The organism is Calyptranema fuscum S582, from assembly GCF_055793305.1.
Genome location: NZ_JBSLYH010000007.1, coordinates 25,153 through 49,515 on the forward strand (window position 1 = coordinate 25,153; position 24,363 = coordinate 49,515).

The 24,363-nt window shown below is 47.5% G+C and carries 19 protein-coding genes; 15 read left to right on the forward strand and 4 right to left on the reverse strand.

Annotation, left to right across the window (positions count from 1 at the left end):
- Positions 1–199: 199 nt before the first annotated feature.
- Positions 200–1,798 carry a glycosyltransferase family 39 protein gene (locus ACR6Z4_RS06710; protein WP_479716465.1) on the reverse strand — a complete coding sequence of 533 codons (1,599 nt, stop codon included), beginning with the start codon at positions 1,796–1,798 and terminating at the stop codon, positions 200–202.
- Between the two features lie 289 nt (positions 1,799–2,087).
- Here ACR6Z4_RS06710 and ACR6Z4_RS06715 point away from each other — a divergent pair, with 289 nt between their 5' ends.
- On the forward strand, positions 2,088–3,347 hold the full coding sequence (locus tag ACR6Z4_RS06715) for a glycosyltransferase (RefSeq protein ID WP_479716466.1): 1,260 nt from the start codon (positions 2,088–2,090) through the stop codon (positions 3,345–3,347).
- 81 nt (positions 3,348–3,428) lie between these two features.
- On the opposite strand, the gene ACR6Z4_RS06720 is transcribed toward ACR6Z4_RS06715, so the two are convergent.
- The 3 genes from ACR6Z4_RS06720 to ACR6Z4_RS06730 form a co-directional block, all read right to left on the reverse strand.
- The gene (locus tag ACR6Z4_RS06720; RefSeq protein WP_479716467.1) at positions 3,429–5,735 is read right to left on the reverse strand and encodes a GumC family protein; all 2,307 of its coding nucleotides are present in this window, start codon (positions 5,733–5,735) and stop codon (positions 3,429–3,431) included.
- Between the two features lie 237 nt (positions 5,736–5,972).
- On the reverse strand, positions 5,973–7,052 hold the full coding sequence (locus ACR6Z4_RS06725; protein WP_479716468.1) for a polysaccharide biosynthesis/export family protein: 1,080 nt from the start codon (positions 7,050–7,052) through the stop codon (positions 5,973–5,975).
- Positions 7,053–7,117: 65 nt separating this feature from the next.
- Positions 7,118–7,264: a hypothetical protein gene (locus ACR6Z4_RS06730; protein ID WP_479716469.1), complete on the reverse strand. Its 147-nt coding sequence runs from the start codon at positions 7,262–7,264 to the stop codon at positions 7,118–7,120.
- 94 nt (positions 7,265–7,358) lie between these two features.
- Between ACR6Z4_RS06730 and ACR6Z4_RS06735 the strand changes: the two genes are divergently transcribed.
- From ACR6Z4_RS06735 to ACR6Z4_RS06800, 14 genes are all read left to right on the forward strand, one after another.
- Positions 7,359–8,669, forward strand: a complete 1,311-nt coding sequence (locus ACR6Z4_RS06735; protein ID WP_479716470.1) for a glycosyltransferase — start codon at positions 7,359–7,361, stop codon at positions 8,667–8,669.
- A gap of 71 nt (positions 8,670–8,740) precedes the next feature.
- Positions 8,741–10,087, forward strand: a complete 1,347-nt coding sequence (locus ACR6Z4_RS06740; RefSeq protein WP_479716471.1) for an oligosaccharide flippase family protein — start codon at positions 8,741–8,743, stop codon at positions 10,085–10,087.
- Positions 10,088–10,175: 88 nt separating this feature from the next.
- Complete coding sequence (locus tag ACR6Z4_RS06745) at positions 10,176–11,294, forward strand: polysaccharide pyruvyl transferase family protein (protein ID WP_479716472.1); 1,119 nt, start codon at positions 10,176–10,178, stop codon at positions 11,292–11,294.
- A 171-nt stretch (positions 11,295–11,465) separates the two neighbouring features.
- Positions 11,466–12,548 carry a glycosyltransferase family 4 protein gene (locus tag ACR6Z4_RS06750; RefSeq protein ID WP_479716473.1) on the forward strand — a complete coding sequence of 361 codons (1,083 nt, stop codon included), beginning with the start codon at positions 11,466–11,468 and terminating at the stop codon, positions 12,546–12,548.
- Between the two features lie 16 nt (positions 12,549–12,564).
- The gene (locus tag ACR6Z4_RS06755; RefSeq protein WP_479716474.1) at positions 12,565–13,959 is read left to right on the forward strand and encodes an O-antigen ligase domain-containing protein; all 1,395 of its coding nucleotides are present in this window, start codon (positions 12,565–12,567) and stop codon (positions 13,957–13,959) included.
- 364 nt (positions 13,960–14,323) lie between these two features.
- Positions 14,324–15,598, forward strand: coding sequence for a glycosyltransferase (locus ACR6Z4_RS06760; protein ID WP_479716475.1), 1,275 nt, complete (start codon positions 14,324–14,326; stop codon positions 15,596–15,598).
- Positions 15,599–15,654: 56 nt separating this feature from the next.
- On the forward strand, positions 15,655–16,665 hold the full coding sequence (locus tag ACR6Z4_RS06765) for a glycosyltransferase family 2 protein (RefSeq protein ID WP_479716476.1): 1,011 nt from the start codon (positions 15,655–15,657) through the stop codon (positions 16,663–16,665).
- Positions 16,666–16,979: 314 nt separating this feature from the next.
- Positions 16,980–17,591, forward strand: a complete 612-nt coding sequence (locus ACR6Z4_RS06770; RefSeq protein ID WP_479716477.1) for a serine O-acetyltransferase — start codon at positions 16,980–16,982, stop codon at positions 17,589–17,591.
- The gene (rfbC, locus tag ACR6Z4_RS06775; RefSeq protein ID WP_479716478.1) at positions 17,588–18,133 is read left to right on the forward strand and encodes a dTDP-4-dehydrorhamnose 3,5-epimerase; all 546 of its coding nucleotides are present in this window, start codon (positions 17,588–17,590) and stop codon (positions 18,131–18,133) included. The genes ACR6Z4_RS06770 and rfbC overlap by 4 nt, the downstream gene beginning before the upstream one ends.
- A complete protein-coding gene (gene rfbD, locus ACR6Z4_RS06780; protein WP_479716479.1) occupies positions 18,130–19,074 on the forward strand; it encodes a dTDP-4-dehydrorhamnose reductase in 945 nt (314 codons plus the stop codon). The genes rfbC and rfbD overlap by 4 nt, the downstream gene beginning before the upstream one ends.
- Before the next feature lie 503 nt (positions 19,075–19,577).
- Entirely contained in the window at positions 19,578–20,651 is a 1,074-nt protein-coding gene (locus tag ACR6Z4_RS06785) for a glucose-1-phosphate thymidylyltransferase (protein WP_479716480.1), read from the forward strand.
- Positions 20,652–20,677: 26 nt separating this feature from the next.
- Positions 20,678–21,814 (forward strand): glycosyltransferase, encoded by a 1,137-nt coding sequence (locus tag ACR6Z4_RS06790; RefSeq protein ID WP_479716481.1) that lies wholly within the window; start codon positions 20,678–20,680, stop codon positions 21,812–21,814.
- Between the two features lie 54 nt (positions 21,815–21,868).
- Positions 21,869–22,966 (forward strand): dTDP-glucose 4,6-dehydratase, encoded by a 1,098-nt coding sequence (gene rfbB / locus ACR6Z4_RS06795; protein ID WP_479716482.1) that lies wholly within the window; start codon positions 21,869–21,871, stop codon positions 22,964–22,966.
- A 129-nt stretch (positions 22,967–23,095) separates the two neighbouring features.
- Positions 23,096–24,091, forward strand: coding sequence for a glycosyltransferase family A protein (locus tag ACR6Z4_RS06800; RefSeq protein ID WP_479716483.1), 996 nt, complete (start codon positions 23,096–23,098; stop codon positions 24,089–24,091).
- The last annotated feature ends 272 nt before the right edge of the window (positions 24,092–24,363 follow it).

The following is a 24,363-nucleotide window of genomic DNA, read 5'->3' on the forward strand; positions in this document are numbered from 1 at the left end:
ATCTCAGATTCATCACCCTGTAATTTGGGTTGAGAGAGCGGCGGCTCCGCCGCCGCTCTCTCAACCCAAATTGGGTTTTATTAAATCCATGCTCCTTAGCTTCTGAAGCTATCCGAAATTCAGTTTATTTCCACACAGCAAATATTCTGAGATTCAGTGGGGAAAAGGGTTGTCCATATTGGGGCATCAGCATTATCACTTAACCCTGTAACGGCTGACTGACTCGCCACAGCGATCCTTTATCCTTCTCAGAAACCAGGGTACGAAAAATATGGTTTTGCTCTTTCCAGACATCTCTAATCCACATATCAGACGGTCTGGGATGATAAAAGAAAACATCGCTATATCCCGCAGGAATCTCCGGCATATCGAGCTGATTTTTATCTCCAGTGCTGTTATGGCAGGTGTAGCAAAGCGGTTGTAATAAAACGTGGACGGATGGATTTAAGTAGTGGCTGAGCGAGAGTAAATCACCCGTTTGGGCATCGCTAACTAACAAAGCGCGGGGAGATTGGTTAATCGTTTGGGCGATCGCAAACTGGTTAGGATTATGATCCTTGTTCCACCAGGTTATGGCGTTAGCCGACAGCCCACAGGACACAATTCCCGCAACAAACAGGGCGATCGCCACTCCTTGCCACATCGCTCTCTGCAACGGTTTGAGCGAAATATCACTGAGTTTCTGTGCCAAGAGATAGGTGGCAGCCAGTTGGATACCAATCAGGGTAGGAATGAGATAACGCGGCACTGTCGATCGCAGACCTCCCTTAATAAAATCAGGGAGCATTAAGGACAAAGCCGGAACCGCAGCCAAACAGATAATCAGTAACCACACAGAACGTGGCGTTTTGCGACACAGCTCATATACTGCATAGATTAGCAGGAAGACGATTCCCAGATGTATCCAGCCATCAATACCATCCAGGCGTCCATCAAAAAAAATGCGGCCGGTAATGCTATACCAATCTTTAATCAAACTCGATCGGGTTTTACTGATGCCAGTCCAATGGGTGACGAGTTGAACTTGCGCCAAATTGGTTTTTACAATCCAAGCCCAGGGCACAAATAACGCACTACCACTAATCGCAGCAATCAGGTAGGAAATCAGGGGCTTACTTAGACGAAATTTACAAATGCCAACGATATAAAGGGCATGGGCGATCGCAACCAAACTGGAAAACAAAAACGTATAAAGCCCCATTGCCAATGACAAGGCATACAGCCCCCAACTCAGCGGTGTATTTAACCGCACCGCCCGTAATAGGGCAGCCGTAGCGAAAATCGTGGTTACAGCCCACAAGCCATATTCACGAACTTCTTGAGCATATAAAACCTGAATGGGAGAAATAGCAAACAAGCCGCAGCCAATCCAGGCGGGCAGCGTGGATTTTATTGGCCCGTTTTGGGTAAACAGTTCCCAACACAGCCAATACATACCAGGCAATGCCAGCAAACTCAGGACGGCAGCCCAGAGCCGAACAGCCCCGATAGAACTACCGACCCACTTCATCCAAAAATATGAAAGAACGTAGTAAAACGGTGGGTGTTGGGTATCCTCTACAGCAAGGCTGTGCAGAACATCTGCAACCCCTTTATCGGGCGTTGAGACCTGGTACTTTTGTAGCGCTGCAACATTTTCAACGGAAGCCTGCGAAAAAAAATCGACCACTTCCGCTTCGGTATATCCCGATGACCGCAACGAAGTGAACGCCTCATCGTACCAAAAAACCTTGTGATCGAGATGGACAAATCGGAAAAATATGCCTAACCCCAATACAACCATGATGAGAAATCGCATGTAAGCTTCCTTGAAAAATGTTTATGGTTAGCCCAAGTATTAATACTGATTACTTCTGGTGATAAATTTAACCCATACAATTCGGGATATGGGAGTCAAACTTTTTCAGAGAAAACAGGTCTACCCCCACTTTGCTGCCTAACCTAAACGATAAAAAGGCAACACCGTGCTATTACGAATACTCCATCTCATCTGCCTGATCTATACTTCCCGGCAGGTCAGCAAAAACATCTATTCTTAAGGCTTTACAAGACAATTTTTTAATTTAAAGCGACAGGGAGAGTACCGATTGTCAGCACAGCCTACACAGCCCAACTCAAGCCATGACACCGACCACTCCCTGGTAGAGCCTCCTACAGGTGTCCTCCAAATTCCTCAAAATCCGCCACAACCTCAGCCATCTCTCCAGGTTTCACTCGTTATTCCCACGTACCAAGAAAGTAAAAATATTGCAAAGATTGTCCAAGTTTTAACCCAGTTGCTCGACCCAACAGTGCCCGATCGCTATGAATTAATCGTGGTGGATGATGATAGCCCTGATGGCACCTGGCACGTTGCCTGGACGCTCATGTCAGAGTATCCCCACCTTCAAGTGATTCGGCGACAACGAGAACGTGGACTTTCAACTGCAATTATTCGAGGCTGGCAAGTCGCCTCTGGACAGATCCTCGGCGTCATCGACGGCGATTTACAACACCCACCCGAGATTCTGCTGAAATTATTAGATGAGATGGCAGCAGGAGCCGATCTGGCAGTTGCCAGCCGTCATATTGAAGGGGGCGGTGTGAGTGACTGGAGTTTGGTTCGCCGCATTTTGTCACGGGGAGCGCAACTGGTTGGGTTGCTGCTGTTGCCTAAAGTCTTAGGGCGTGTGAGTGATCCCATGAGTGGATACTTTCTGGTGCGTCGCAGTGCGATCGCCAATCATACACTCAATCCGTTAGGCTACAAAATTCTGATTGAAGTGCTGGCACGAGGAACTATTCGGAATGTGGCAGAAGTGGGATATGTGTTTCAAGAAAGACAGGCAGGAGAAAGCAAAGTTACCTGGAAGCAATATTTAGAATACTTACAACATCTGGTCAGATTACGTTTTTCAACAGGTCGAATTGGTCATTTAAGAAAACAATATAGCCCGCCTATACAACGGTTTCTCCGATTTGGTGCCGTTGGTTTTAGTGGGGTTTTTGTTGATATTGCCCTGCTATATTGTTTGCACGATCCATCAATGTTGGGCTGGGGCTTAACTCGTAGCAAAATCCTGGCGGCAGAAGCCGCGATCGCCAATAATTTTATTTGGAATGACCTGTGGACATTCAGTGATATATCCCGAACTCAACGAGGCTGGAAGCAACGATTAAAGCGCTTTTTGAAATTTAATATCATTTGTTTAATGGGGCTGATTTTGAATGTGCTGCTGTTAAATTTGCTTTTTAACGTTTTCCATATTCATTATCTAGTTGCCAATATTATTGCGATCGCCGCTGTTACCTTATGGAATTTTTGGGTAAATTGGAAACTCAGTTGGCGTAGCACCGATATTAATTAATAGTCGAAATCCATGGATGTGATGGTGTGGTGCAGCAGAGCCGCACCACACCATCACATCCCAATCCTGTTAGTACGTATTCTATTTCCTTTTATAAAACGGATCGTACGCGGCATCATCTGTCTCTTCCAAACTAAGCAGGTCTAACACATCATCGGTCTCGACAGTTTCAGCGACAAATGGACTCTTTTCACCGACTCGATTCGCAACGACCCCTAACACAGGTAAGTTATATTTTTTCAGGTGATCGACTGTTTCCATGACCCGGGTGCGATCGGTTTGGGCAACCGTAACCACCAACACTATGCCATTGGTTTGCGATGCCAAAAAGTTAGCATCGACCAATCCTAATAAATGAGGCGTATCGTAAATAATTAGATTGAATTCAGTCTGAAATTGCTGGATTAATTCTGCCATGTGAGGCGATGCCAATAACCGAGTTGCACCCGGCATGGGTTGTCCGGCAGTTAAAATAAATAGCTGTTCGTGTAAAGGCGATCGCTGGACGACTTCTTCTTTATCAACTTTTTGGAATAGAAGTTCGCTCAAGCCCTGCGTATTCTCGACATCCAGCAGGTGATGAATTTTAGGCGATCGCAAATTAGCATCGACCAACAGCACTCGCTGCCCCATCCCCACGGCTGTCTTAGCCAGGTTCAGGGCAATTGTCGATTTGCCATCCCCTGGGCACGCCGACGAGACTACCAACGACTGGATCGGTTGCGTAGCATAGAGAAAGTGAAGTGCAGCATAAAGCGCATCAAAGGCTTCCACAAACTCTTCCGATTCTTTCAGATCCACAGCGGCGGATGGGCTAGACCGTTTTGCTGGTAGTTGCGGTAAGCCCCATTTTTTGCGGCTTAAGTGACGGCTGATCGCGACTGGAATTTTTCCTAGCAGGGGCGCAGGCAGGGCACCCTTAATATCGTCTGCGCTATAAAAAATATTTTGATATTTCTCTAACAAAAACGCACTGCCTAACCCCAGTGCTAAACCAGCCACTACGCCCAACATCAACGTTTTCTTTGAACCTGCCGAGATTGGAATGGGTGTACCCGCCAGATCTCGGGGAATCGAAGGCTCCGCTAAAATCTCCCAGGGCAGTTGATCTTGCGCCGCTTCAACACGCAGCGTTTCACGCTGGGTCAACAGTTGATCTAAGGTTCGCGTTGCAATTTCCAAATCTTGTTGAATCTCATTATATTGACGAGCAACAATCGGAAACGCTTCGGCTTGTTGTTCAAACAGAGCACGGGCTTGCACCAGAGAGCGATCGCGCACTTGCAAAATTTGGATCTGGTTCGACGTTTCTACCAATTGTTGAATGAGGTTGAGTCGCACCGAGTTTTGAAACGTTAAAACTTGCGGATTGGCATCAGCACTGGGTAAATTTTGTCCTAAAATTTGCTGCGTTTCCTGATCTAATACCGCAGCTAAACTGGTCTGGCGCTGACGTAAACGGCGCACAACGGGGCTTTCTTCACTAAATCGAGTCGATTCTGTGGCAATCTGACTTTCAATCTGCTTCAGTTCAGTTAATAAGGTCTGGTAACGCGGATCTTGGCTTAATGCCGATGCGGCGATCGCTTCATTAGGACTAAGTTGCAATTGCTGTTGCAAATTTTCATACAACCGATTTTGTTCTTGCAATTGTCGCTGCGTCTCTAACTGCTGATCCGCCACCTGCCGCAGTGAAGCAAAAATTTGCTGCCCCTGTGAGCCTGGATCAACCAGATCGTGGCGTTGCTGTAAGTCTTGTAACTGCTGTTGCAAATCCTGCACCCGTTTTTGTAGTGCTGGCAGTTGATTTTCTATAAACTTAACGCCTTCACTCAATCGACTTTTACGCTCTTCCAGGCTGTACTTTAAAAACCGTTCCGCTACCGTATCTAAAATAAACTGCACCTGCTCGGCATCCGATCCTTGATACTTCACCTCTAGTAGTTTGGTTGCCGTGCTAATCGTTGTGCCGATGCGCTGTACGACCAACCCTAACTCTAATTCTTTGCGTTGAAAGGCAGGATATTTGGCGTGAATCTCTTCGTAAACGGGATCTAAAACTGTAGGGCTACGCAGAATCTCAACCTGGGTTGGGTAATCCAGGCTAATCACATCTCGCCCCGGAACCCCTCCCTCGGTGCGGGTCAGAACGGTGGGATCAGCAATTTTTGCCTCGGTTGTAGGCGGTTCCACTAATAATCTAAAACTGCCTTCGTACAGCGGTAATGCCTTTGAGTTTTCAAACACCGCCGCGCCCATAATCACGCAGGAAATGCCAGCAATGAGCAATAGTTTGCGCCGCACCATACCGACCAGGGCACCGATTGGTAAACCCTTCTGCGGCGAGGCGCTGACTTCTTCCATCTCATCCGTTGGCGATCGCTCCACCTACGTTCCTTCGTTAAACCTTTAACACTACACAGGTTAACCCAAACCAGACCATGCATCTGAATTGCGATCGCAACCCAGACAACAAAGATTGCTAGACATTACTCTAACCTCAAATCCAGGTCTTCCTCTCTGGCATTGCTTACTATCGGGACGAATTTAAACGTGAAACCGAAGGTTTCACATTCAAATTCATCTCCTCAAATCAGCAACGTCATTCTCCTATTTTAGGAGTCGCTACAACCCTCCAAACAATCGGAAAATGCCAAACAACCCATTCAGCGGACTGAGAATAGTCGCTAACACATCTGATGCCGATGCCAACATCGAACGCCCTACCACTATCACATCGTTATTGCGCAGGGCAGGATTTGTATCCTCATTTAAACCGGCAGCAAAATCAACATCTACCGAGCGTTTTGAAACTGTTCCATTGGGGTTGAGGCGAATCAGCGTCACTTCACCCCGACGGGCACGACGATTGTCAAATCCTCCAGAAGCCAGCAAGGCTTGGTTTAGCGTGGAATTCGGCGGGACATCGACGACCCCCGGACTGACCACCTCCCCAACAACATTCACCCGAATCGAAGCAGGCGAAAAATTGGCATTTGCCACTTCAGACATTTCGGTTGCATCCAGATCAGATGCGGTCGGAATCATTAATGTATCGCCATCTCGCAAGACCCGATCCTGAGACAAGTCGCCTGCCTGAAGGAACTGCCACAGATTAACAGTCAGAATTTCTTCAGTTCCGTCCAACAACGGCCGCCGAATCTGGATATTCCGCAGATCTGCCAGTTGTGTAATACCACCTGCCAGCTGAATCGCTTGCGTCACCGTTTGCCATTGAATTACGGCACCATTAGCGGTCACGTTGGTGGTGTAGACACCTGGACGATTCACTTCTCCGACAACCCCGATGCGTAACGGGCGAGGAGTTAATAAGGTCACAGTCACCAGGGGATCGTTGATATAGGGCGCATATTGGTCTGTCAACGCTTGTGCGGCATCTTCGAGCGTCAACCCCTGCACATAAACTTTGCCAATCCATGGCAAATTAAGCGAACCATCCACTAATACGGAATAAACGCCATTGGAGCCACTAAACTCTGGCACATCAAAAATATCTAGCCGAATCTGATCACCAGCACCCAATACATAAGCGGTTTGTGTCTGAGACCCAACCATCTGCGGCTGACTCTCTGGATGGGGAACGGAGAACGGTACTGGTTCAGACGTAGGCATTTGCGCCAATCCTGCACCCGAATAGAGAGCAATGGCTAAGCCTGTCGTGACACCTACGAGAGTCGAAAACATAGTCGGGGCAATGGTTGTAGAAGATTTCGTTGCTGAACAGGGCGGATTTAAGCACCGGGTTTGGCTCAGCCACTATCCAAAACTGGGGTTGCTACTATAGTGCCCGCATTGGCTTGAGTCAGACGCAATAAGTTGGGAAAAAAGCAGTGCTTCATCCAGAGAAAATCGGCTGTGCGAGCCGCGCAACGTGAGGCACTCACACCCAATGTCATGGTTCAAATTAGCAACATCTCAGCAGGACCAAAATGGTGCTTGCCTAATTTTCCTGGGCACTCTACTACCAGAAGTACGTTCTGCCTGACCCCTATGCGAATCGCCTATCTGGTTAACCAATATCCTAAAGTGAGCCACAGTTTCATCCGTCGCGAAATTGCTGGATTAGAAACTTGGGGACTTGAGATCGTGCGCTATTCCATCCGGTCGATGGCAGGTCAACTGGTTGATGAAGCAGATCAACAGGAACTTGCTAAAACTCACATTGTTTTAGCAGGGGGCATCAAAAAATTATTAAAAAATCTGTTTTGGGTTGCTCTAACTCGCCCAAGTCGGTTTTTTAAGGCATTGAAATTAACAGTAGAGATAGGCTGGCAGTCTGATCGAGGGTTGCTGAGACATTTTGCCTATCTAGCAGAGGCATGTGTCCTTGTGGAAGACTATGCCACTCTCGGTATTCAACATGTTCATGCTCACTTCGGCATTAATCCGGCGGCGGTTGCCATGCTGTGTCAGGTCTTAGGCGGTCCACCTTATAGTTTCACCGTTCATGGACCTGAGGAATTTGACAAGGCTCAAGCCATTTCTTTAGGCAAGAAAATTGAACAGGCTCGTTTTGTTGTGGCAGTCAGTTCATTTGGCAAAAGTCAACTTTACCGCTGGTGTGATCATCACCATTGGTCAAAAATTCGCGTCGTGCATTGCGGGGTGGATGAGTTGTTTTTACATCAGCCTCACACTCCCGTACCGAATACTTCACAGTTAGTATGCGTCGGTAGATTGGATGAACAAAAAGGGCATTTACTGCTGATGGAAGCTGCCGCCCAACTTGCTGCCGAAGGATTGCAGTTTAAGTTGATATTAGTCGGCGATGGGAGTTTGCGATCGCACATTGAAGCCCTGATTATTCAGCACAACTTACAAAATCACGTTGAGTTAGTCGGTTGGGCAAGTAGTGCCGACGTACAGCACTATATCCTTAATTCACGCGCCTTGATTCTTCCCAGTTTTGCAGAAGGGTTACCTGTGGTGCTGATGGAAGCTCTGGCATTAGGGCGTCCAGTGATTAGCACTTATGTTGCAGGCATACCAGAACTGGTGGAATCAGAAGTATCTGGCTGGCTGGTTCCTGCTGGCTCCGTTGCAGCATTAGTAGACGCGATCAAAACAACCCTACAAATTCCCGTAGAAGTGCTCGATCAGATGGGACGCTTGGGCGCAGAACGAGTCAATCAACAACACAATGCTGTAGTTGAGGCAAAGAAATTAGCTGCTCTATTCCGGTCAGAATTAGGGCGATCGCCCCATTCTGAGAGTCTTACCCCAACGAGCCTACGCCATCCCATCGCCACCCCAGAAAATCCCCAGGCACATCAGAAAAACCCTTACGGACAAAGCTTTTAGCAAATAGGAACAATGCGATCGCTCAAATTCGCACCCTCCTCTGTACCCCCTAATCGTTAACCCTTACTGTCATGACCTCATCAACCGACCCATCGGCTCTTAAAAAGCTGGCTATTCGTGGAACGCTGTGGACAGTAGCAGGCTATGGGGCAGGACAAATGCTCCGATTTGGCAGCAATTTGATCTTGACACGCTTGCTATTCCCGGAATTGTTTGGCTTGATGGCACTGGTCAACGTTTTTATTATGGGGTTGCAACTCTTTTCTGATATTGGGGTGGGTCCCAGCATTATCCAAAACAAACGCGGTGATGATCCAGCCTTTCTCAATACAGCCTGGACAATCCAAGCGATGCGGAGTTTCGGGATTTGGCTATGTTGTCTGGCGATCGCCTACCCCGTTTCAGAGTTTTATAACGAACCGCGTTTAGTATGGCTAGTACCAGCCGTAGGGTTAGGTAGCTTTATTTCTGGGTTTAATGCCACCGCACTATTCACACTCAATCGTCATATTGCTGTCAAGCAGTTGGCACTATTTGAGATTGGTAGTCAACTGATTGCCTTAATTGTGATGGTGTCTTGGGCATTTGTAGTCCCCAGCATTTGGGCACTCGTTGGAGGCAACCTGGTTTTGGCAGTGGTGCGCATGATCTGGAGCCATCAGCTGTTGCCAGGGCCCAAAAACCGTTTCAATTGGGATCGAACGGCGGCGAAAGAGTTATTTTCGTTTGGACGCTGGATTTTTCTCTCGACAGCAATGACGTTTCTGGCAAGTCAGGCAGATCGTTTGATTCTTGGCAAATTATTTTCCTTAGAGCTACTGGGCATCTATACCATCGCCTTCACCTTGTCAGATATGCCGTCGCAGTTAATTACCAGCGTCAGCAGTAAGGTTATTTTCCCTACGATTTCCAAACTTGCTGAACTGCCGCGTGAAGAACTCCGCCAAAAAATATTAGAGCAACGACAGCGAATTCTGTTGATTTTAGCGGTGTTTGTTGCGACCTTGGCTTGTGGGGGCGACTTTGTGGTGTTGATGTTGTACGACCGGCGTTATCAAGAAGCAGCCTGGATGTTTCCATTGCTGATTTTTGGCATTTGGCCACGCATTTTGACCTTGACCATCTCGCCTTCTCTATTCGCGATCGGCAAGCCTCGATATGCGGCGTATGGGAATTTTCTCAAATGTGCCTTCATTACCATTGGCATTCCCATTGGCTATGCCACGATGGGAATTTTTGGTGCCGTTTTGATTGTTGCGTTAAATGATTTACCTCTCTATACAGCGATCGCCTGTGGTCTCTGGAAAGAAGGGTTAAGTAGCATCAAACAAGACGTTCAAGCCACCACATTATTACTCGGTTCGCTCATGCTATTCATTGCCATTCGGATACTTTTAGGGTTTGGGTTACCTATCTAAACCCATCCAAACCAAGCTTGTGACCACGATATATCCTCTTGACTGAATTTATATTTGACCTTCATTTGCACCTTCAGCGATCGCTATTATGCAACACCAAACACTCACAGTCTGCGGTTCATTTGGGTTTGGCAATGCCGGAGATGAAGCCCTGCCTTTAGCCATCGCAGATCTTGCCCACAGTCATGGAATAGAGGCAGATATCAAGGTCTTAGGCAGATTTCCGCGTCCTGCATTACCCCATGTGATCGGGTTAGATGCCCAGGACGAAGCACGGCGGGCAGACTTAAAAGGACATCCAATTCTCGTAGCAGGTGGAGGTGTTGTAGAACCCGATCCTTGCTGCGTGGTCTTGCGGTGTCAAGAGTATTTGCGCAAGTCCTTCTCACCTCACGTTTCTCTATTTGCTGCCAATGTTGAAGCAGGAAAAAAATATAATTGGCAGATGCAATTCAAGCTGAAGCGGCTTCTGGGTCAGTTTGAGCAGCTCTACGTTCGTGATGTTTGGTCTGCGGATGTCTTGCGATCGCTCTTACCTAAAAAATCGGTAGAAATCATTGGGGACAGTGTCTTATGGATGAAGCCTGCTGCCACCAAGCCCCAATGTATTGAATCGATTGGTTCCTTCATTACCGTAACATTAGCGTCTCAAGTTAACTGGAAGAATGATGCGTCCTGGCATCCGTGGATTGCAAAAGAATTAGCAGATTTAGCCCAACAATTAAATGCAACCATTGTTTTTCTTCCTTTTTCTGTGCTGTACGATCCTGATTGTGCCGAGCATCGTCGGGTAGCAGATGAAGTGCAACGGCTTAACCCCAACGTCAATGTTGTGTGTATCGAAGAGCAATTAGAACCCAGAGACATTTCCGCCATCATTGATGCATCCATGTTAATGGTCAGTATGCGGCTACATGGCTGTGTTATGGCATTTGCTCGTCAGGTGCCATTTGTCGCATTGGCATATCATCCTAAACTGGTCGGCTTTGCTAAATCAGTCGATTGGGCACCGTTTTGTTTACCAGCGAACGCACCCAAATCTCAAAGCAGTGGGGCTTATGGCTATGCATTTTCTGATATTCGGCTGGAAACACATGAGTTGGTCAAAACAGCCTTAAAAGCCTTGGAATATAGTGCTTTCGATAAATTAGAAACCTACAAACTCCGCCTATCTGACGCTTTTCTCAATTGCTTGCGATCGCAGTAGACTTGTCACGCTGGTTGTGCTTCATCCGGTTTCCACGCCGATCATCAATCCCCTATGTCCCGTTCAAATTCCACTTGTCCTACAGCAGCAATGATGGTTGGGTGTGCGGGCGACGCCCGCACACCCAACCATACCTGAATACCACTAGCCAAATTCCAAAGCAGATTGCTTATGAAAATCACATTTGTTCTGCCCAATCTCAGTCTATCGGGTGGTATTCGGGTCGTTGCCATTTATGCCGATCGCCTGAAAAAACGAGGACATGAGGTTTTTGTCGTTTCTGTCCCCAAGCGATCGCCCAACCTACGCCAACAAGCGCGATCGCTACTCAAAGGCAAAGGATGGTTACCAAACCCCCAACCCCAAGCGTCCCATTTTGATTCGTTAGATGTTTCCTGTCGTGTTTTAGAACGACATCGCCCGGTTACAGATGCCGACGTGCCAGATGCCGATGTGGTGATTGCAACCTGGTGGGAAACCGCAGAATGGGTGGCTCAACTTTCTCCAAAGAAAGGCGCGAAAATCTACTTCATCCAGCACTATGAAGTATTCGACTACTTAGCGAAAGAGCGAGTGGAAGCAACCTATAGATTGCCCCTACAAAAAATTGCCGTGGCGCAATGGTTAGTCGATTTAGTTGCCGATCGATATGGCGATCGCTCGATTCAACTCGTCCCCAATGCGATTGATCCCAAACAATTCTACGCACCCCCCAGACCGAAGCAACCTATTGCAACTGTGGGATTTATGTATTCTCCTGCTCATTGGAAAGGGTGTGACCTCAGTCTTAAAGCCGTTGAGTTAGCCCGTCAAGTCATTCCCCACTTAAAACTGGTTGCCTTTGGCGATACCCAACCATCGAGTTCTCTCCCTTTGCCTGATGGAACTGAATACTTTTATAAAGCAAATCAAGCAAATTTAAGAACCATTTACAGTCAGTGTGATGTCTGGCTGTTTGGGAGTCGTTCTGAGGGATTTGGACTGCCGATTTTAGAAGCCATGGCATGTCGCACCCCTGTGATTGGAACACCGGCGGGAGCAGCTCCAGAACTGCTAGCCGATGGCGCAGGGATCGTGGTCAAATCAGACGATCCGCAGGATATGGCAAAGGCGATCGCCCATATCTGTCAGTGTTCTCAAGCAGACTGGAAACAGATGTCAGATCTCGCCTATACCAGAGCAACGAGTTACACTTGGGACGATGCCTGCGATCGCTTTGAAGCGGTGCTAGCAGCTCAATCATCTATACGCTGAAAGAGCAGCCACGATTATGGGTCCCCTGGTTTACTTGATGATGTTCGGATGGATTCCGACAGTCCTTTACATTTTTTCCAAGTATCCACCTCAACGTGCGATCGTGATCAGCTTCATTGCAGCATGGTTGTTTTTGCCAGTTGCAACATTCCCACTGCCTGGGTTGCCAGACTACACCAAAATGTCGGCAACGTGCTATGGCATTTTGATTGCCACTTTTGTATTTGACTCACAGCGCTTTAGCCGATTTCAGTTTGGTTGGTTAGATTGGCTGATGCTGGGCTGGTGCTTTGCTCCATTTCTGTCTTCCATGACCAATGATCTGGGTCCCTATGACGGGTTTTCCACTGTTTTAGACCAAACTATTACCTGGGGGGTGCCTTATTTTTTAGGACGGCTTTATCTTAATGATTTAGCCGGAATGCGCCAACTAGCCATCGGCATTTTTATTAGTGGACTGATTTATAGCCCGTTTTGTTTTTTAGAAAACTTAATGAGTCCGCAGCTGCACCGCATGGTTTATGGCTACCATGTCCGCAACGATTTTTCACAAACAATGCGCTATGGTGGATTTCGACCCACTGTCTTTATGGAACATGGGTTGATGGTCGGTATGTGGATGATGATTGCAACCTTGTGCGGGTTGTGGTTGTGGCAGGCAGGTATCATCAAAAAAATTTGGGGGTTCCCCATTAGTGCCTGGTGGTGGTGGCTATTTTTTATCTTTCTCAATGCCCGCTCCACTGGAGCATATCTCTATTTTTTAATGGGGATTGGGATTCTCTATGTCGCCAAGTGGCTTCGTACCGGAATTTTTCTGCTGGTTCTGGTCGGCATTATTGTTGGGTACCTATACATGGCAACCACTGGCAATTTCTCAGCCGAAAGAGGCGATCGCATTGTGACCTTCATCTCTAACACCATCGGAGCCGATCGTGGTCAGTCTATTGAATTTCGTTTTGATAATGAAGAAATTTTAGGCGATAAAGCCCGACAACGATTTTGGTTTGGCTGGGGTGGTTGGGGGCGTGCTCGGGTGTACGACGATTGGGGTAAAGATCTAGCCATTACCGATAGTTTATGGATCATTACGTTCGGTAATCAAGGGGTTGTAGGACTAATCGGAGTTTTCTCCGCCATGATAATGCCATCCTTAGCCTTCTGCTTTTTGCGCTATCCGGCACGCACCTGGTCACATCCCAAAATAGCCTCTGCGGCAGTGATTGCAGTCATTTTGCCCTTATTTATGCTCGACTGTTTGTTGAATGCGATGACCAATCCTATCTTCAGCCTTGCCTGCGGTGGGTTAGCTGGAACCGTCATGAAACAGCCAGAGCCGAAGAGAATTTCAGCCTCAGCCAGGAGCGATCGCAAACCCGTTTTGACCGCTCAAGCCAGTAAACCCAAGTAAAACCCATACTTTTTTGAGAAAGCGCGGCTCCGCCGCGCCTTCTCAAAAAAGTAAATCAGACTATATTTTGTAAGCGTCTTTCATGTTTGCGACTTAAGAACCCATTAAGAGCCATGCAGGGCTAAGCGATCGCTCTCAAATCATAATTGCATACGTCTACCGTCAAGTCGTGAAGATACTGAGATGAATAGGTAGCAAACTACTGATATTTTCGGCTTATGCGTAACTCTATCTACAAGAGTTTACGGTACCTATGAGAACTTCGGTACTTCAACGGATCTAGCCCTTTAAGGGATTAGGCAAAAATTAGGCTACCAGGAAAGACTAATTCTTGTGATAGCCATTTTTAGTCGGCAGAACTGTTATGCAACAAGTACTCGACAACGTTCAGATGGGTAGTTGTGCCCCGCCACAACGAGGAATGTTGCTCGTCTTACCAGTTCCCTTCCGCTGGCAAGACAATCAGTTATGGATCGAAACACAAGCATTTAACGGGTTAGAGCGATGGGCGGATAATTTTGGCTCAATCATCGTTGCAGCCCCGTTAATCCCAGAACCCCTGGCAATCCAGGATAAAACGATGACGTGGCGAAGTGCAGCCACCTTGCCTCAAGCCGATCGCTTTGAACTGGTGCCACTCCCCTGGGCTTACTCGATAGGGCAATTTTTACGTCACTATGGGTCTATCCGAGCGACCTTGACGAATTTGATTGCTCGTAGCCACTATCTACAATTTGCGATTGGCGGATTAGTAGGTGATTGGGCAGCGATCGCAGCTTTAGAAGCGCGGAAACAAGGTCGAGCCTATGCTGTTCATGCCGATCGCGTCGAACATGAAGTTGTCTTACGCACCAATCAAGCGAGTCCATGGAGCAAACGCTTCAAAAGCAATATTCTATCCAGCCTGATGAAGCACTACCATCGCTGGATCATTCAACAGGCGGATTTAGGTCTCTGGCATGGAGATGATTGTTACACAACGTATCATTCACTCTGTCCCCATAGCTACCGGATTCACAACATCCATACCAAGCCTGCTGACAGCATTAGTGCAACTGCATTGGTCGCCAAAGTTGAACAGGTCATGGCAGGCTCTACCCTGGAGATTTGCTATGCAGGACGAATGGAACCGATGAAAGCACCGTTGGATTGGGTACACGCGATCGCCAGAGCGAGAGACTTAGGCGCAAACATCCATGCTGTCTGGCTGGGTGATGGGTCTCTGCGGGATCAGATGGACGCGACCATTCGTCGCCTCGAATTGGACAACTATGTAACCCTCGCAGGATTTGAACGCGATCGCGCCCAATTGCTGACTATGATTCAGCAATCCCACTTAATGCTATTCACGCATATCACCCCCGAATCGCCCCGGTGTCTAATTGAAGCAATGGTTTGTGGTACTCCGATTGTGGGTTATCACAGCAACTATGCCGAAGATCTGGTCAGAGAGTTTGGTGGTGGTGCATTTGTGCCCATACAAAACTGGCAGCAGTTGGGTGATTTATTGGTAAAGCTGTCAAAAAATCGTAAGTATCTGGCTCAACTCATCCAAGAAGCAGCAGCCAATGGTTCTCGATTCAATGATTGTGCGGTCTTTCGTGAGCGAAGTGAATTAATCAAAAAGCATTTAAGTTAGCAGATAAATTAGCAAACCATTAACTTAGCAAACCATTCAAACTAATCTGACTCCTTATGTCTCAGGCACCCCCCAATACAGATCAGTGTCCACTAGTCGTCGCCATTCTCAACTACCGTACTCCGGATTTAACGATTGATTGTTTGCAGTCTCTGGTTAGCGAAATTCCTGCCATTCCTGGTATTCAAGTGGTCGTATCCGATAACGATTCGCAAGATGGCTCCGTCGAAAAAATTGCCCAGGCGATCGCCAACAACAACTGGAGTCATTGGGCTTCTGTCATGCCACTCAATCTCAACGGTGGCTTTGCTTACGGTAACAACGCTATTGTTCGAGCCGCACTTCAGGCAGACAACTCACCCCCCTATATTCTCTTACTCAACCCCGACACCGTCATTCGCCCTGGTGCCATCCAGACGCTGATCGAATTCATGAACCATCATCCTCAGGCAGGAATTGCCGGGAGTCGATTAGAAGATCCAGATGGCACGGCTCAACGATCAGCATTCCGTTTTCACACAATCTGGAGTGAAATTGATTCGGGTCTAAAGCTAGGATTTGTTTCTCAGCTTTTACATCAGTGGGTTGTTGCCCCGCCCGTGTCCGATCAGGTGCATCGTACCGACTGGGTGGCTGGCGCTAGCATGATCATCCGTCGCGACGTGTTTGAAGCCGTTGGCTTGATGGATGAAGCCTACTTCATGTATTACGAAGAAATGGATTTTTGTCTCCAAGCTCACCGAGCAAATTGGGAATGCTGGTATGTCCCTCAAAGCCGTGTGGTACATCTGGTAGGGCAAAGTTCTGGGGTCACCAACACAAAACAACCACCCAAACGTCGCCCTAAATATGTATTTGAATCTCGACGCCGCTATTTCTTAAAGAATTACGGCTGGTTTTATGCATTTCTTGCAGATGCAGCTTGGACACTGAGTTTCAGCCTTTGGAGAGTACGACGTTTCATTCAACGCAAACCCGATCTCGATCCACCCAAAATGTTAGGAGACTTTCTCCAAAATAGTGTCTTTTCTCAAGGGTTTGCGGTCAGCCCTCCTAAATGCTCGTAAACCTAATACAAAAAGTGCTTGAAGGGCTACTTTTCATGCCCTAAAACCCCGAAACATCACCTGTTCGAAAGGCTCTTAAGGAATGAGAATTAAATAACGTTGATGATTGGTTGTACGGGCAAACGGCTGTTCACCCCTGCGAATGATTCAATAAACGATTCCATCATCGATCTGATTTAATCCACGATCCTGAGCAATTTTAAGGATGAATGACTTTCAATCTCATCATTCAACCCGATCTAGATCGTTGATTCCCCGATATTGCCAAACGCTGGATTTCTAAATCTCACTTCTCCGATTCTTCATCCTAAATTATGGTTGCTCATCCAGATTCTATCTCCAGTCTCAACAATGCAGAACCCACCTCCTTCAGCGCGTTACTGGCACAAATTAAAGAAGATTGGATAGCTCATGGTCGCGATTGGACGAAACCTGGTTTTCGTGCCGTCGCGATCCAACGGTTTGGTGTATGGCGTATGACCATTCAGCCTAAACTTTTACGTGCCCCGTTTAGTATGCTCTACCGATCGCTGTACCGTAAAGTTCGTAACACCTATGGCATTGATTTACCGTATACCGCACAACTCGGTCGTCGCGTCATTATCGAGCATCAAGGCGCGATCGTGATTCATGGGAATGCAGTAATTGGCGACGATAGCATTATTCGACAAGGGGTCACATTAGGTAATCGATATTTAGAACATCCCTTTGATGCTCCAAATTTAGGCAAACGAGTCAATGTGGGTGCAGGTGCCAAAATTTTGGGCAATGTGATGATCGGGGATGATGCCAACATCGGAGCAAATGCCGTTGTGCTAAAAAACATCCCTAGCGGGAAAACTGCTGTTGGTATCCCCGCAAAAATCTTGGGCTCTACAAATCTTACAAGTTCTAACGAAGTGTCAAGGAGTCAGGACATTCAATGAAGATTATTCCCGCCGAAATTGCTGATGTTTTGATTCTCGAACCCAAGGTTTTTGGGGATGATCGTGGTTTTTTTCTAGAAAGTTTTAATCAACAGCTTTTTGTCGATAAAACGGGACTGGATGTCCAGTTTGTACAAGACAATCACTCTCGCTCTGTACACAATGTCTTACGGGGCTTACATTACCAAATCCAGCACCCCCAAGGGAAGTTAGTTCGGGTGACAACCGGCGAGATATTTGATGTGGTTGTAGACTTACGGAAAAGTTCACCCACATTTGCCCAGTGGACAGGTAATTTTCTCAGTGCAGAAAACAAATTGCAACTCTGGGTACCACCTGGCTTTGCCCATGGTTTTGTGGTGACCTCAGAGATAGCTGAAGTCCAGTACAAAACCACTGATTACTATGCACCGCAGCATGAGCGCTGTCTCTTATGGAACGATCCCGATTTGGCGATCGCTTGGCAACTAACGGGGGAACCCATTCTTTCTGCTAAAGACAAAATAGGCAAACCTTTGCGAGGCTGTGAGTTATTCCTATGAGCCGAATCCTTTTAATTGGAGTTACGGGACAGGTTGGCTACGAATTACACACGCTCTTGCCATCACTGGGTGAAGTCTTGGGACTGGGGCGAAAAACTCTAGATTTAACCCAACCCGAATCTATCCGGCAAGTCATCCAAAAGACACAACCCGATTTAATTATTAATGCTGCCGCTTATACAGCGGTGGATAAAGCAGAGTCGGAATTTGAGGTCGCTCAAGCCATCAATGGGACTGCCCCCACTGTTATGGCTGACGTTGCCCAGCAGTTAAATATTCCACTGATTCATATCTCAACGGATTATGTCTTTGATGGCACAAAAAATACTCCCTATGTCGAATCAGACCCAACGAATCCTCTGGGTGCTTACGGTTACTCTAAACTCATAGGTGAAGACGGCATCCGTCAAACTTGTGATCAACACTTCATTTTTAGAACTGCCTGGGTCTATGGCAGTCATGGTCATGGCAATTTCGTCAAAACCATGTTGCGGCTGGGAAATACGCGAGATGAATTGCGCGTTGTCGTGGATCAAGTCGGTACGCCTACCTGGTCAAAAGACCTGGCAAAAGGCATTTATCAATTTGCGGTGGCATTGCTCTCATCCCCCTACTCCATTCCTCCTACCCCTGGGATCTACCACTTCACGAATAGCGGTGTCACCAGTTGGTATGACTTTGCGATCGCCATTTTTGAAGAAGCTCGTTCACTAGGGTTTCCGTTACAAATCAGTCGAGTTGTACCCATTACTACCGCTGACTATCCAACTCCCGCAAAACGTCCGGCGTATTCAGTGCTTTCGGGCAAAAAAGTTTCAGACGTGATGGAATCCTACCCGCCTCACTGGCGACACAGTTTACGCCAGATGTTGATGGAACTCTATGTCGAAGAGGGGTTAGGCTGTGACGTCAGCGTTCACTCAAACCGGGTCCGCTGTTAAGTTGTCAGGAAGCAGAGGATTAAGGCATACGTGTTAGGAACGGGTAGCAGGGAGACGTTAGACCTCGGAGGTTTTGAAAAACTCTGAAGTCTTAGGGATCGCAATCAGAGATCACAATCCTAAAATTTAACGCGGATAAAGCACTAGTACACCAACTTAAAAGTTTTAGAGGGGGTGGAGGGGGTAAAACCCCCTCTTGGGGGCGCAGCCCCCAAACCCCCATGTTGCAAAATTTCGTGTTTGCAACACTAGTTATCAACAACACGATGAATCACGTCAGCACGGCAGATAGCTGTTGTCTACTCTTTCCACTTCTATGGCTCCGGTTCCTGTCTCCCTCACCTGCGTCTCTGCGACCCCAACTCTTGTAACAATTTTCAATGAAGGCAGTTATCCGTTTTTGGGAGCCGCGCTTCGCGCGGCTCCCAAACAACAAAAAGGGTTTACTGAAGCGCAAAGCGCTATGAAACTCAAACCTCAAAACTATCCCCCACATCTAAATCATGAAAGCTATCGTTTTGTCTGGTGGTAAAGGTACGCGCTTAAGACCATTAACCTATACAGGTGCAAAACAATTAGTTCCAGTTGCCAATAAACCCATTCTCTGGTACGGCTTAGAGGCGATCGCTGCCGCCGGTATTACAGAAATTGGGATCATCATCAGTCCTGAAACAGGTGAAGAGGTAAAAGCAAAAACGGGAAACGGCGATCGCTTTGGGGTCACCATTACCTACATCTTGCAAGAACAGCCTGCGGGACTTGCCCATGCGGTTAAAATAGCACAACCATTTTTAGGTGATGCCCCGTTTGTTATGTACTTGGGCGATAACCTGGTGCAGGGTGGATTGGATCAACTCGTGGATCAGTTTAAGAGCAAGACATTAGATTCACTCATTTTGCTTTGTTCCGTTGCTAATCCAACAGCTTTCGGTGTGGCGACTGTCGATGGTCAGGGACGGGTGTTGCAGTTGGTCGAAAAACCCAAAGTACCTCCCTCAAATCTGGCACTGGTAGGAGTTTACCTGTTTTCTTCAATGATCCACGAGGCGATCGCAGCGATTCAGCCTTCTGCACGCGGAGAATTGGAAATTACCGATGCTATCCAAAAATTAATCGATCAGCAAAAACGAGTTGAGGCACACCAACTGCAAGGATGGTGGTTGGATACCGGGAAAAAAGATGATCTCCTTGAAGCCAACCGCATCATTCTAGATACGGGCTTGAATAGCAATATCCAAGGTGAAGTAGATGAGCAAAGCCAGGTCATTGGTCGGGTTGAAATTGGACAGGGTTCAAAACTCATCAACTGCACTGTTCGAGGACCTGTGACCATTGGTCAAAACTGTCACCTGGAAAACTGCTTTGTCGGACCCTACAGCAGCATTGCCGATGAGGTAACCCTGATTGAAGCAGACATTGAGCATAGCGTGATTCTGCAAGGCGCAAAGATCATAGGTATTCATCAACGCATTGTCGATAGCGTGATTGGGCAGCGTGCCCAACTTAAAGTTGCACCTCGTCGCCCAAAAGCGTTACGCTTTATGGTCGGAGATGATAGTCAAATTGAGCTATCCTGAAAACACATTACAGCAACTCAGCGTTTATGGGGATCTATGTACTCTCTTCTCGACAGTTAATTTCTAGTGTTTCCATCGATCCCATCTTTGAGTTAGAAGACATTCTCATACAGTCTTGCAATGCAACTCTCCTGGCTCCAACCGCTCAAGCGATGACGAAACAGGCAGCTCGCTATCCTGAATTCGTGAATCAGGTTGCCAAAAAAATTATTCGCCGAACCACAGGGTTATATCATCCCATTGATGATTTAGATTTATCTAACGAACCCAACGTTTTGCTGATTTCTGTGACCCATCCAGGATGGTTGGAAATGCTATCTGGCATCCCCAACTGGCGAAAACAGTTTGATATCGTTGCTGCCTATGTATTCGATGCCTGGTTTCTAAAGTTTTATCCGCGATATGCTCGGTTCCTGGATCATCTTTTCGTACCGATGCCAGAAATTATCGAGCCATTGAAACAGCATTTGGGAATTCCGGTTTCGTTATTGCCGTTTGCGTCTGATGTTCTAATTCATGGCTCTGACACACTCAATCGGGCGGTTGACTTAGTCAGCTATGGGCGGATTCCGACCGCGCATAACACCGCTTTCTCTCAAACATTTAATCACCCAGATTCTCCTTATTTGTATTACCGTTCAACCCCAAGAGCCACCGAATATTTTCCTCAGAAAGCGTATCAAAACCGTCGGGAATTAGAAGATACCGCTCAGCTCTATCAAATTTTGAGAAAAACCAGAATCGCCTTAGCCTACGACACCATGTATCCTGGGATGCGACAATTTCCCCATCCGTTTGTGACGTTGCGCTGGTTTCAGTGTGGTGCAGCCGGTTGCGCGATCGCCGGTAAACGCCCTACCACCCCCCTGGCTGATGAATTACTCAATTGGGACGATGCTACGATTGAACTTCCCGATGAAGCAGACCATTGTATCAAAGTGCTTCAGGATCTTTTACACGATACAACACGACTTAACGCGATTCATCGACGCAATTATTTAGAAAATTTGGCACGCCACGATTGGCGGCATCGCCTTAAAGATGCGTTGACACGGCTTCAAATACCATTACCTCAACCCTTGATTCAGCAGTTATCCAGTCTAGAAAATCGCTATCAAACAGCAGTCCAACCCATCTCACAAGGTGCCGTTTCCCCAGGTTGATTTTGGGCATTCTAGAAATGGACTTGCAGTTTCACCCCCGTAGTGAGCCGTTCTATGAGCAATCCCAATCCAAGCAATCTCAGCTTAAAACAACCCCGCACATTATTAATTACAGGGGGTGCAGGCTTTATTGGTTCGAATTTTGTTCATTACTGGTGCGACACATTTCCAGGCGATCGCGTCATTGTTCTTGATGCCCTCACCTATGCCGGTAATTTACGAAATTTAGCTGGACTGGAGCAACGCGCCAACTTTCGCTTTGTACAGGGCAATATTTGCGATCGCTCTTTAATTGATCAGCTTTTGGAAGAGGAAGCGATTGATACAGTTGCTCATCTTGCCGCAGAATCTCACGTCGATCGATCCATTCTTGGACCTGGTGCTTTTGTTCAAACCAATGTCGTTGGCACCTTTACCTTATTAGAAGCATTTCGACACCATTGGCTTGCAGCCAACCAACCAGCCCACTATCGATTTCTGCATGTTTCGACCGATGAAGTATACGGTAGTCTTGCCGCCGACGATGCCGCTTTTTCGGAGACCACACCCTATGCACCCAACAGTCCCTATTCTGCATCGAAGGCAGGCAGCGATCATCTAGCGCGCGCCTACTATCACACCTATGGGATGCCAACTCTCATCACTAATTGTTCAAATAACTACGGACCCTATCACTTCCCCGAAAAACTGATTCCATTGATGTGCATTAACATCTTGTTGGGCAAACCGCTGCCGGTTTATGGCGATGGACAAAATATTCGCGATTGGCTGTTTGTGCACGATCACTGTAGTGCGCTAGCGAGCGTCATTCAAGCCGGTCAACCGGGCGAGATGTATAACATTGGCGGCAATAACGAGGTCAAAAATATCGACCTGGTCAGTCTCCTATGCGACTTGATGGATGAATTGGCGACGGATTTGCCCGTGCGTCCTGCCCGCAACCTGATTACCTTTGTCAAAGACCGTCCCGGACACGATCGCCGCTATGCGATTGATGCCACCAAGATTAAAACGGAGTTGGGCTGGACACCTTCAGTCACCGTGCAGGAAGGATTGCGATATACCGTGAACTGGTACTTAAACCACCAGGAGTGGTGGCAACCGTTGTTGTCTGAAGAGTATCAGAGCTATTACCAAACGGTTTATGCCTGAGAAGCTATCCAGAGAGTTGATAGTTCGTGCCCAAAGGGCACGAACTATCAACTCCTCAATCACGTTTCGAATCAGGTCTGGACACAGCTTGATGAATGACGTATTTTAGTTTTGCAATAGAGGTGACGTGTGAATCGAGTGGGATTGGTGGCAATCGGACGCAATGAGGGAGAGCGATTACATCAGTGTTTGGTGAGTGCGATCGCCCAGGTTGCCTATGTGGTCTATGTCGATTCGGGCTCTACCGATAGCAGTATCGCCATGGCGCGATCGCTCGGCGTCAGCGTTGTTGAACTAGATTTATCGCTACCCTTTACAGCAGCACGAGCACGGAATGCCGGATTGGAACGCTTGCTGCAACTTCAACCCAACCTAGACTTCGTTCAGTTTGTCGATGGGGATTGTGTCCTGGTATCGGGATGGATCGAACGAGCTACAGAGGAACTCGATCAACATCCCGACATCGCTGTGGTGTGCGGTCGCCGTCGCGAACGTTTTCCCGAACAATCTATTTACAATCTTCTCTGTGATCTGGAATGGAATACCCCCGTCGGTGAAGCCAGTGCCTGCGGCGGCGATGCGATGATGCGAATTTCAGCCTTTCAGCAGGTTGGTGGCTTTAATTCCTCCCTGATTGCCGGAGAAGAACCCGAACTGTGTGTCCGATTGCGTCGTCAGAAATGGCGGATTTTTCGGTTGGATGCGGAGATGACGTTGCATGATGCAGCAATGACCCAATTTAGCCAGTGGTGGATGCGATCGCTGCGAGCAGGTCATGCGTTTGCCGAAGGCGCATGGTTACATGGGTCTAGCCCAGAACGCCATTGGGCGAAAGAAAGCCAAAGTATTTGGAACTGGGGATTGTTCCTTCCGGCTGCATCTCTCGGCTTCACCTGGATTACCCACGGACTGAGCGGCTTACTTCTATTGGGCTACCCACTGCTGATCTATCGGATTTATCGTAGAAAACGCCACGAGGGTTTGCCAACCCGGCACGCCTTACCGTATGCCGGGTTTTGTGTGCTAGGAAAATTTGCACAAGCCCAAGGTCAACTCCTCTTCCACAGGAACCGCATCCTGGGACGGCAACGAAAACTGGTGGAATACAAGCTCGTCAATAATTAAATCAACACTAACTAAATCAGCATTGATAGCAATTCTCAATGGCATGAAGTACAAGGTGTAATGAGAGAGCCGCGCGGAGCGCGGCTCTCTCATTACACCTGTAATTTATATAGGCACGAAGCCCTATAGCAGTGTGCAAGTTCGTTCAGTACAGCAACGGTGTTATGGGGTGCTCCGCACCCCATAACACTGTCCTGAATCAACCCGCACCGCGCTATATAGTTAAGGAAAGGCTTAGAGTTTTGTATTGCTGACATTGCAGCCTTACCGTT

What these genes read in the sequence shown, in the direction of transcription:
- ACR6Z4_RS06765 (WP_479716476.1), top strand. Translation starts at nt 15,655, where the DNA reads ATGTCTCAGGCACCCCCCAATACAGATCAGTGTCCACTAGTCGTCGCC.
- ACR6Z4_RS06750 (WP_479716473.1), top strand. Translation starts at nt 11,466, where the DNA reads ATGAAAATCACATTTGTTCTGCCCAATCTCAGTCTATCGGGTGGTATT.
- ACR6Z4_RS06785 (WP_479716480.1), top strand. Translation starts at nt 19,578, where the DNA reads ATGAAAGCTATCGTTTTGTCTGGTGGTAAAGGTACGCGCTTAAGACCA.
- ACR6Z4_RS06790 (WP_479716481.1), top strand. Translation starts at nt 20,678, where the DNA reads ATGGGGATCTATGTACTCTCTTCTCGACAGTTAATTTCTAGTGTTTCC.
- ACR6Z4_RS06770 (WP_479716477.1), top strand. Translation starts at nt 16,980, where the DNA reads ATGGTTGCTCATCCAGATTCTATCTCCAGTCTCAACAATGCAGAACCC.
- ACR6Z4_RS06745 (WP_479716472.1), top strand. Translation starts at nt 10,176, where the DNA reads ATGCAACACCAAACACTCACAGTCTGCGGTTCATTTGGGTTTGGCAAT.
- ACR6Z4_RS06760 (WP_479716475.1), top strand. Translation starts at nt 14,324, where the DNA reads ATGCAACAAGTACTCGACAACGTTCAGATGGGTAGTTGTGCCCCGCCA.
- rfbD (WP_479716479.1), top strand. Translation starts at nt 18,130, where the DNA reads ATGAGCCGAATCCTTTTAATTGGAGTTACGGGACAGGTTGGCTACGAA.
- ACR6Z4_RS06755 (WP_479716474.1), top strand. Translation starts at nt 12,565, where the DNA reads ATGGGTCCCCTGGTTTACTTGATGATGTTCGGATGGATTCCGACAGTC.
- ACR6Z4_RS06725 (WP_479716468.1), bottom strand. Translation starts at nt 7,052, where the DNA reads ATGTTTTCGACTCTCGTAGGTGTCACGACAGGCTTAGCCATTGCTCTC.
- ACR6Z4_RS06740 (WP_479716471.1), top strand. Translation starts at nt 8,741, where the DNA reads ATGACCTCATCAACCGACCCATCGGCTCTTAAAAAGCTGGCTATTCGT.
- rfbB (WP_479716482.1), top strand. Translation starts at nt 21,869, where the DNA reads ATGAGCAATCCCAATCCAAGCAATCTCAGCTTAAAACAACCCCGCACA.
- ACR6Z4_RS06710 (WP_479716465.1), bottom strand. Translation starts at nt 1,798, where the DNA reads ATGCGATTTCTCATCATGGTTGTATTGGGGTTAGGCATATTTTTCCGA.
- rfbC (WP_479716478.1), top strand. Translation starts at nt 17,588, where the DNA reads ATGAAGATTATTCCCGCCGAAATTGCTGATGTTTTGATTCTCGAACCC.
- ACR6Z4_RS06735 (WP_479716470.1), top strand. Translation starts at nt 7,359, where the DNA reads ATGCGAATCGCCTATCTGGTTAACCAATATCCTAAAGTGAGCCACAGT.
- ACR6Z4_RS06730 (WP_479716469.1), bottom strand. Translation starts at nt 7,264, where the DNA reads ATGACATTGGGTGTGAGTGCCTCACGTTGCGCGGCTCGCACAGCCGAT.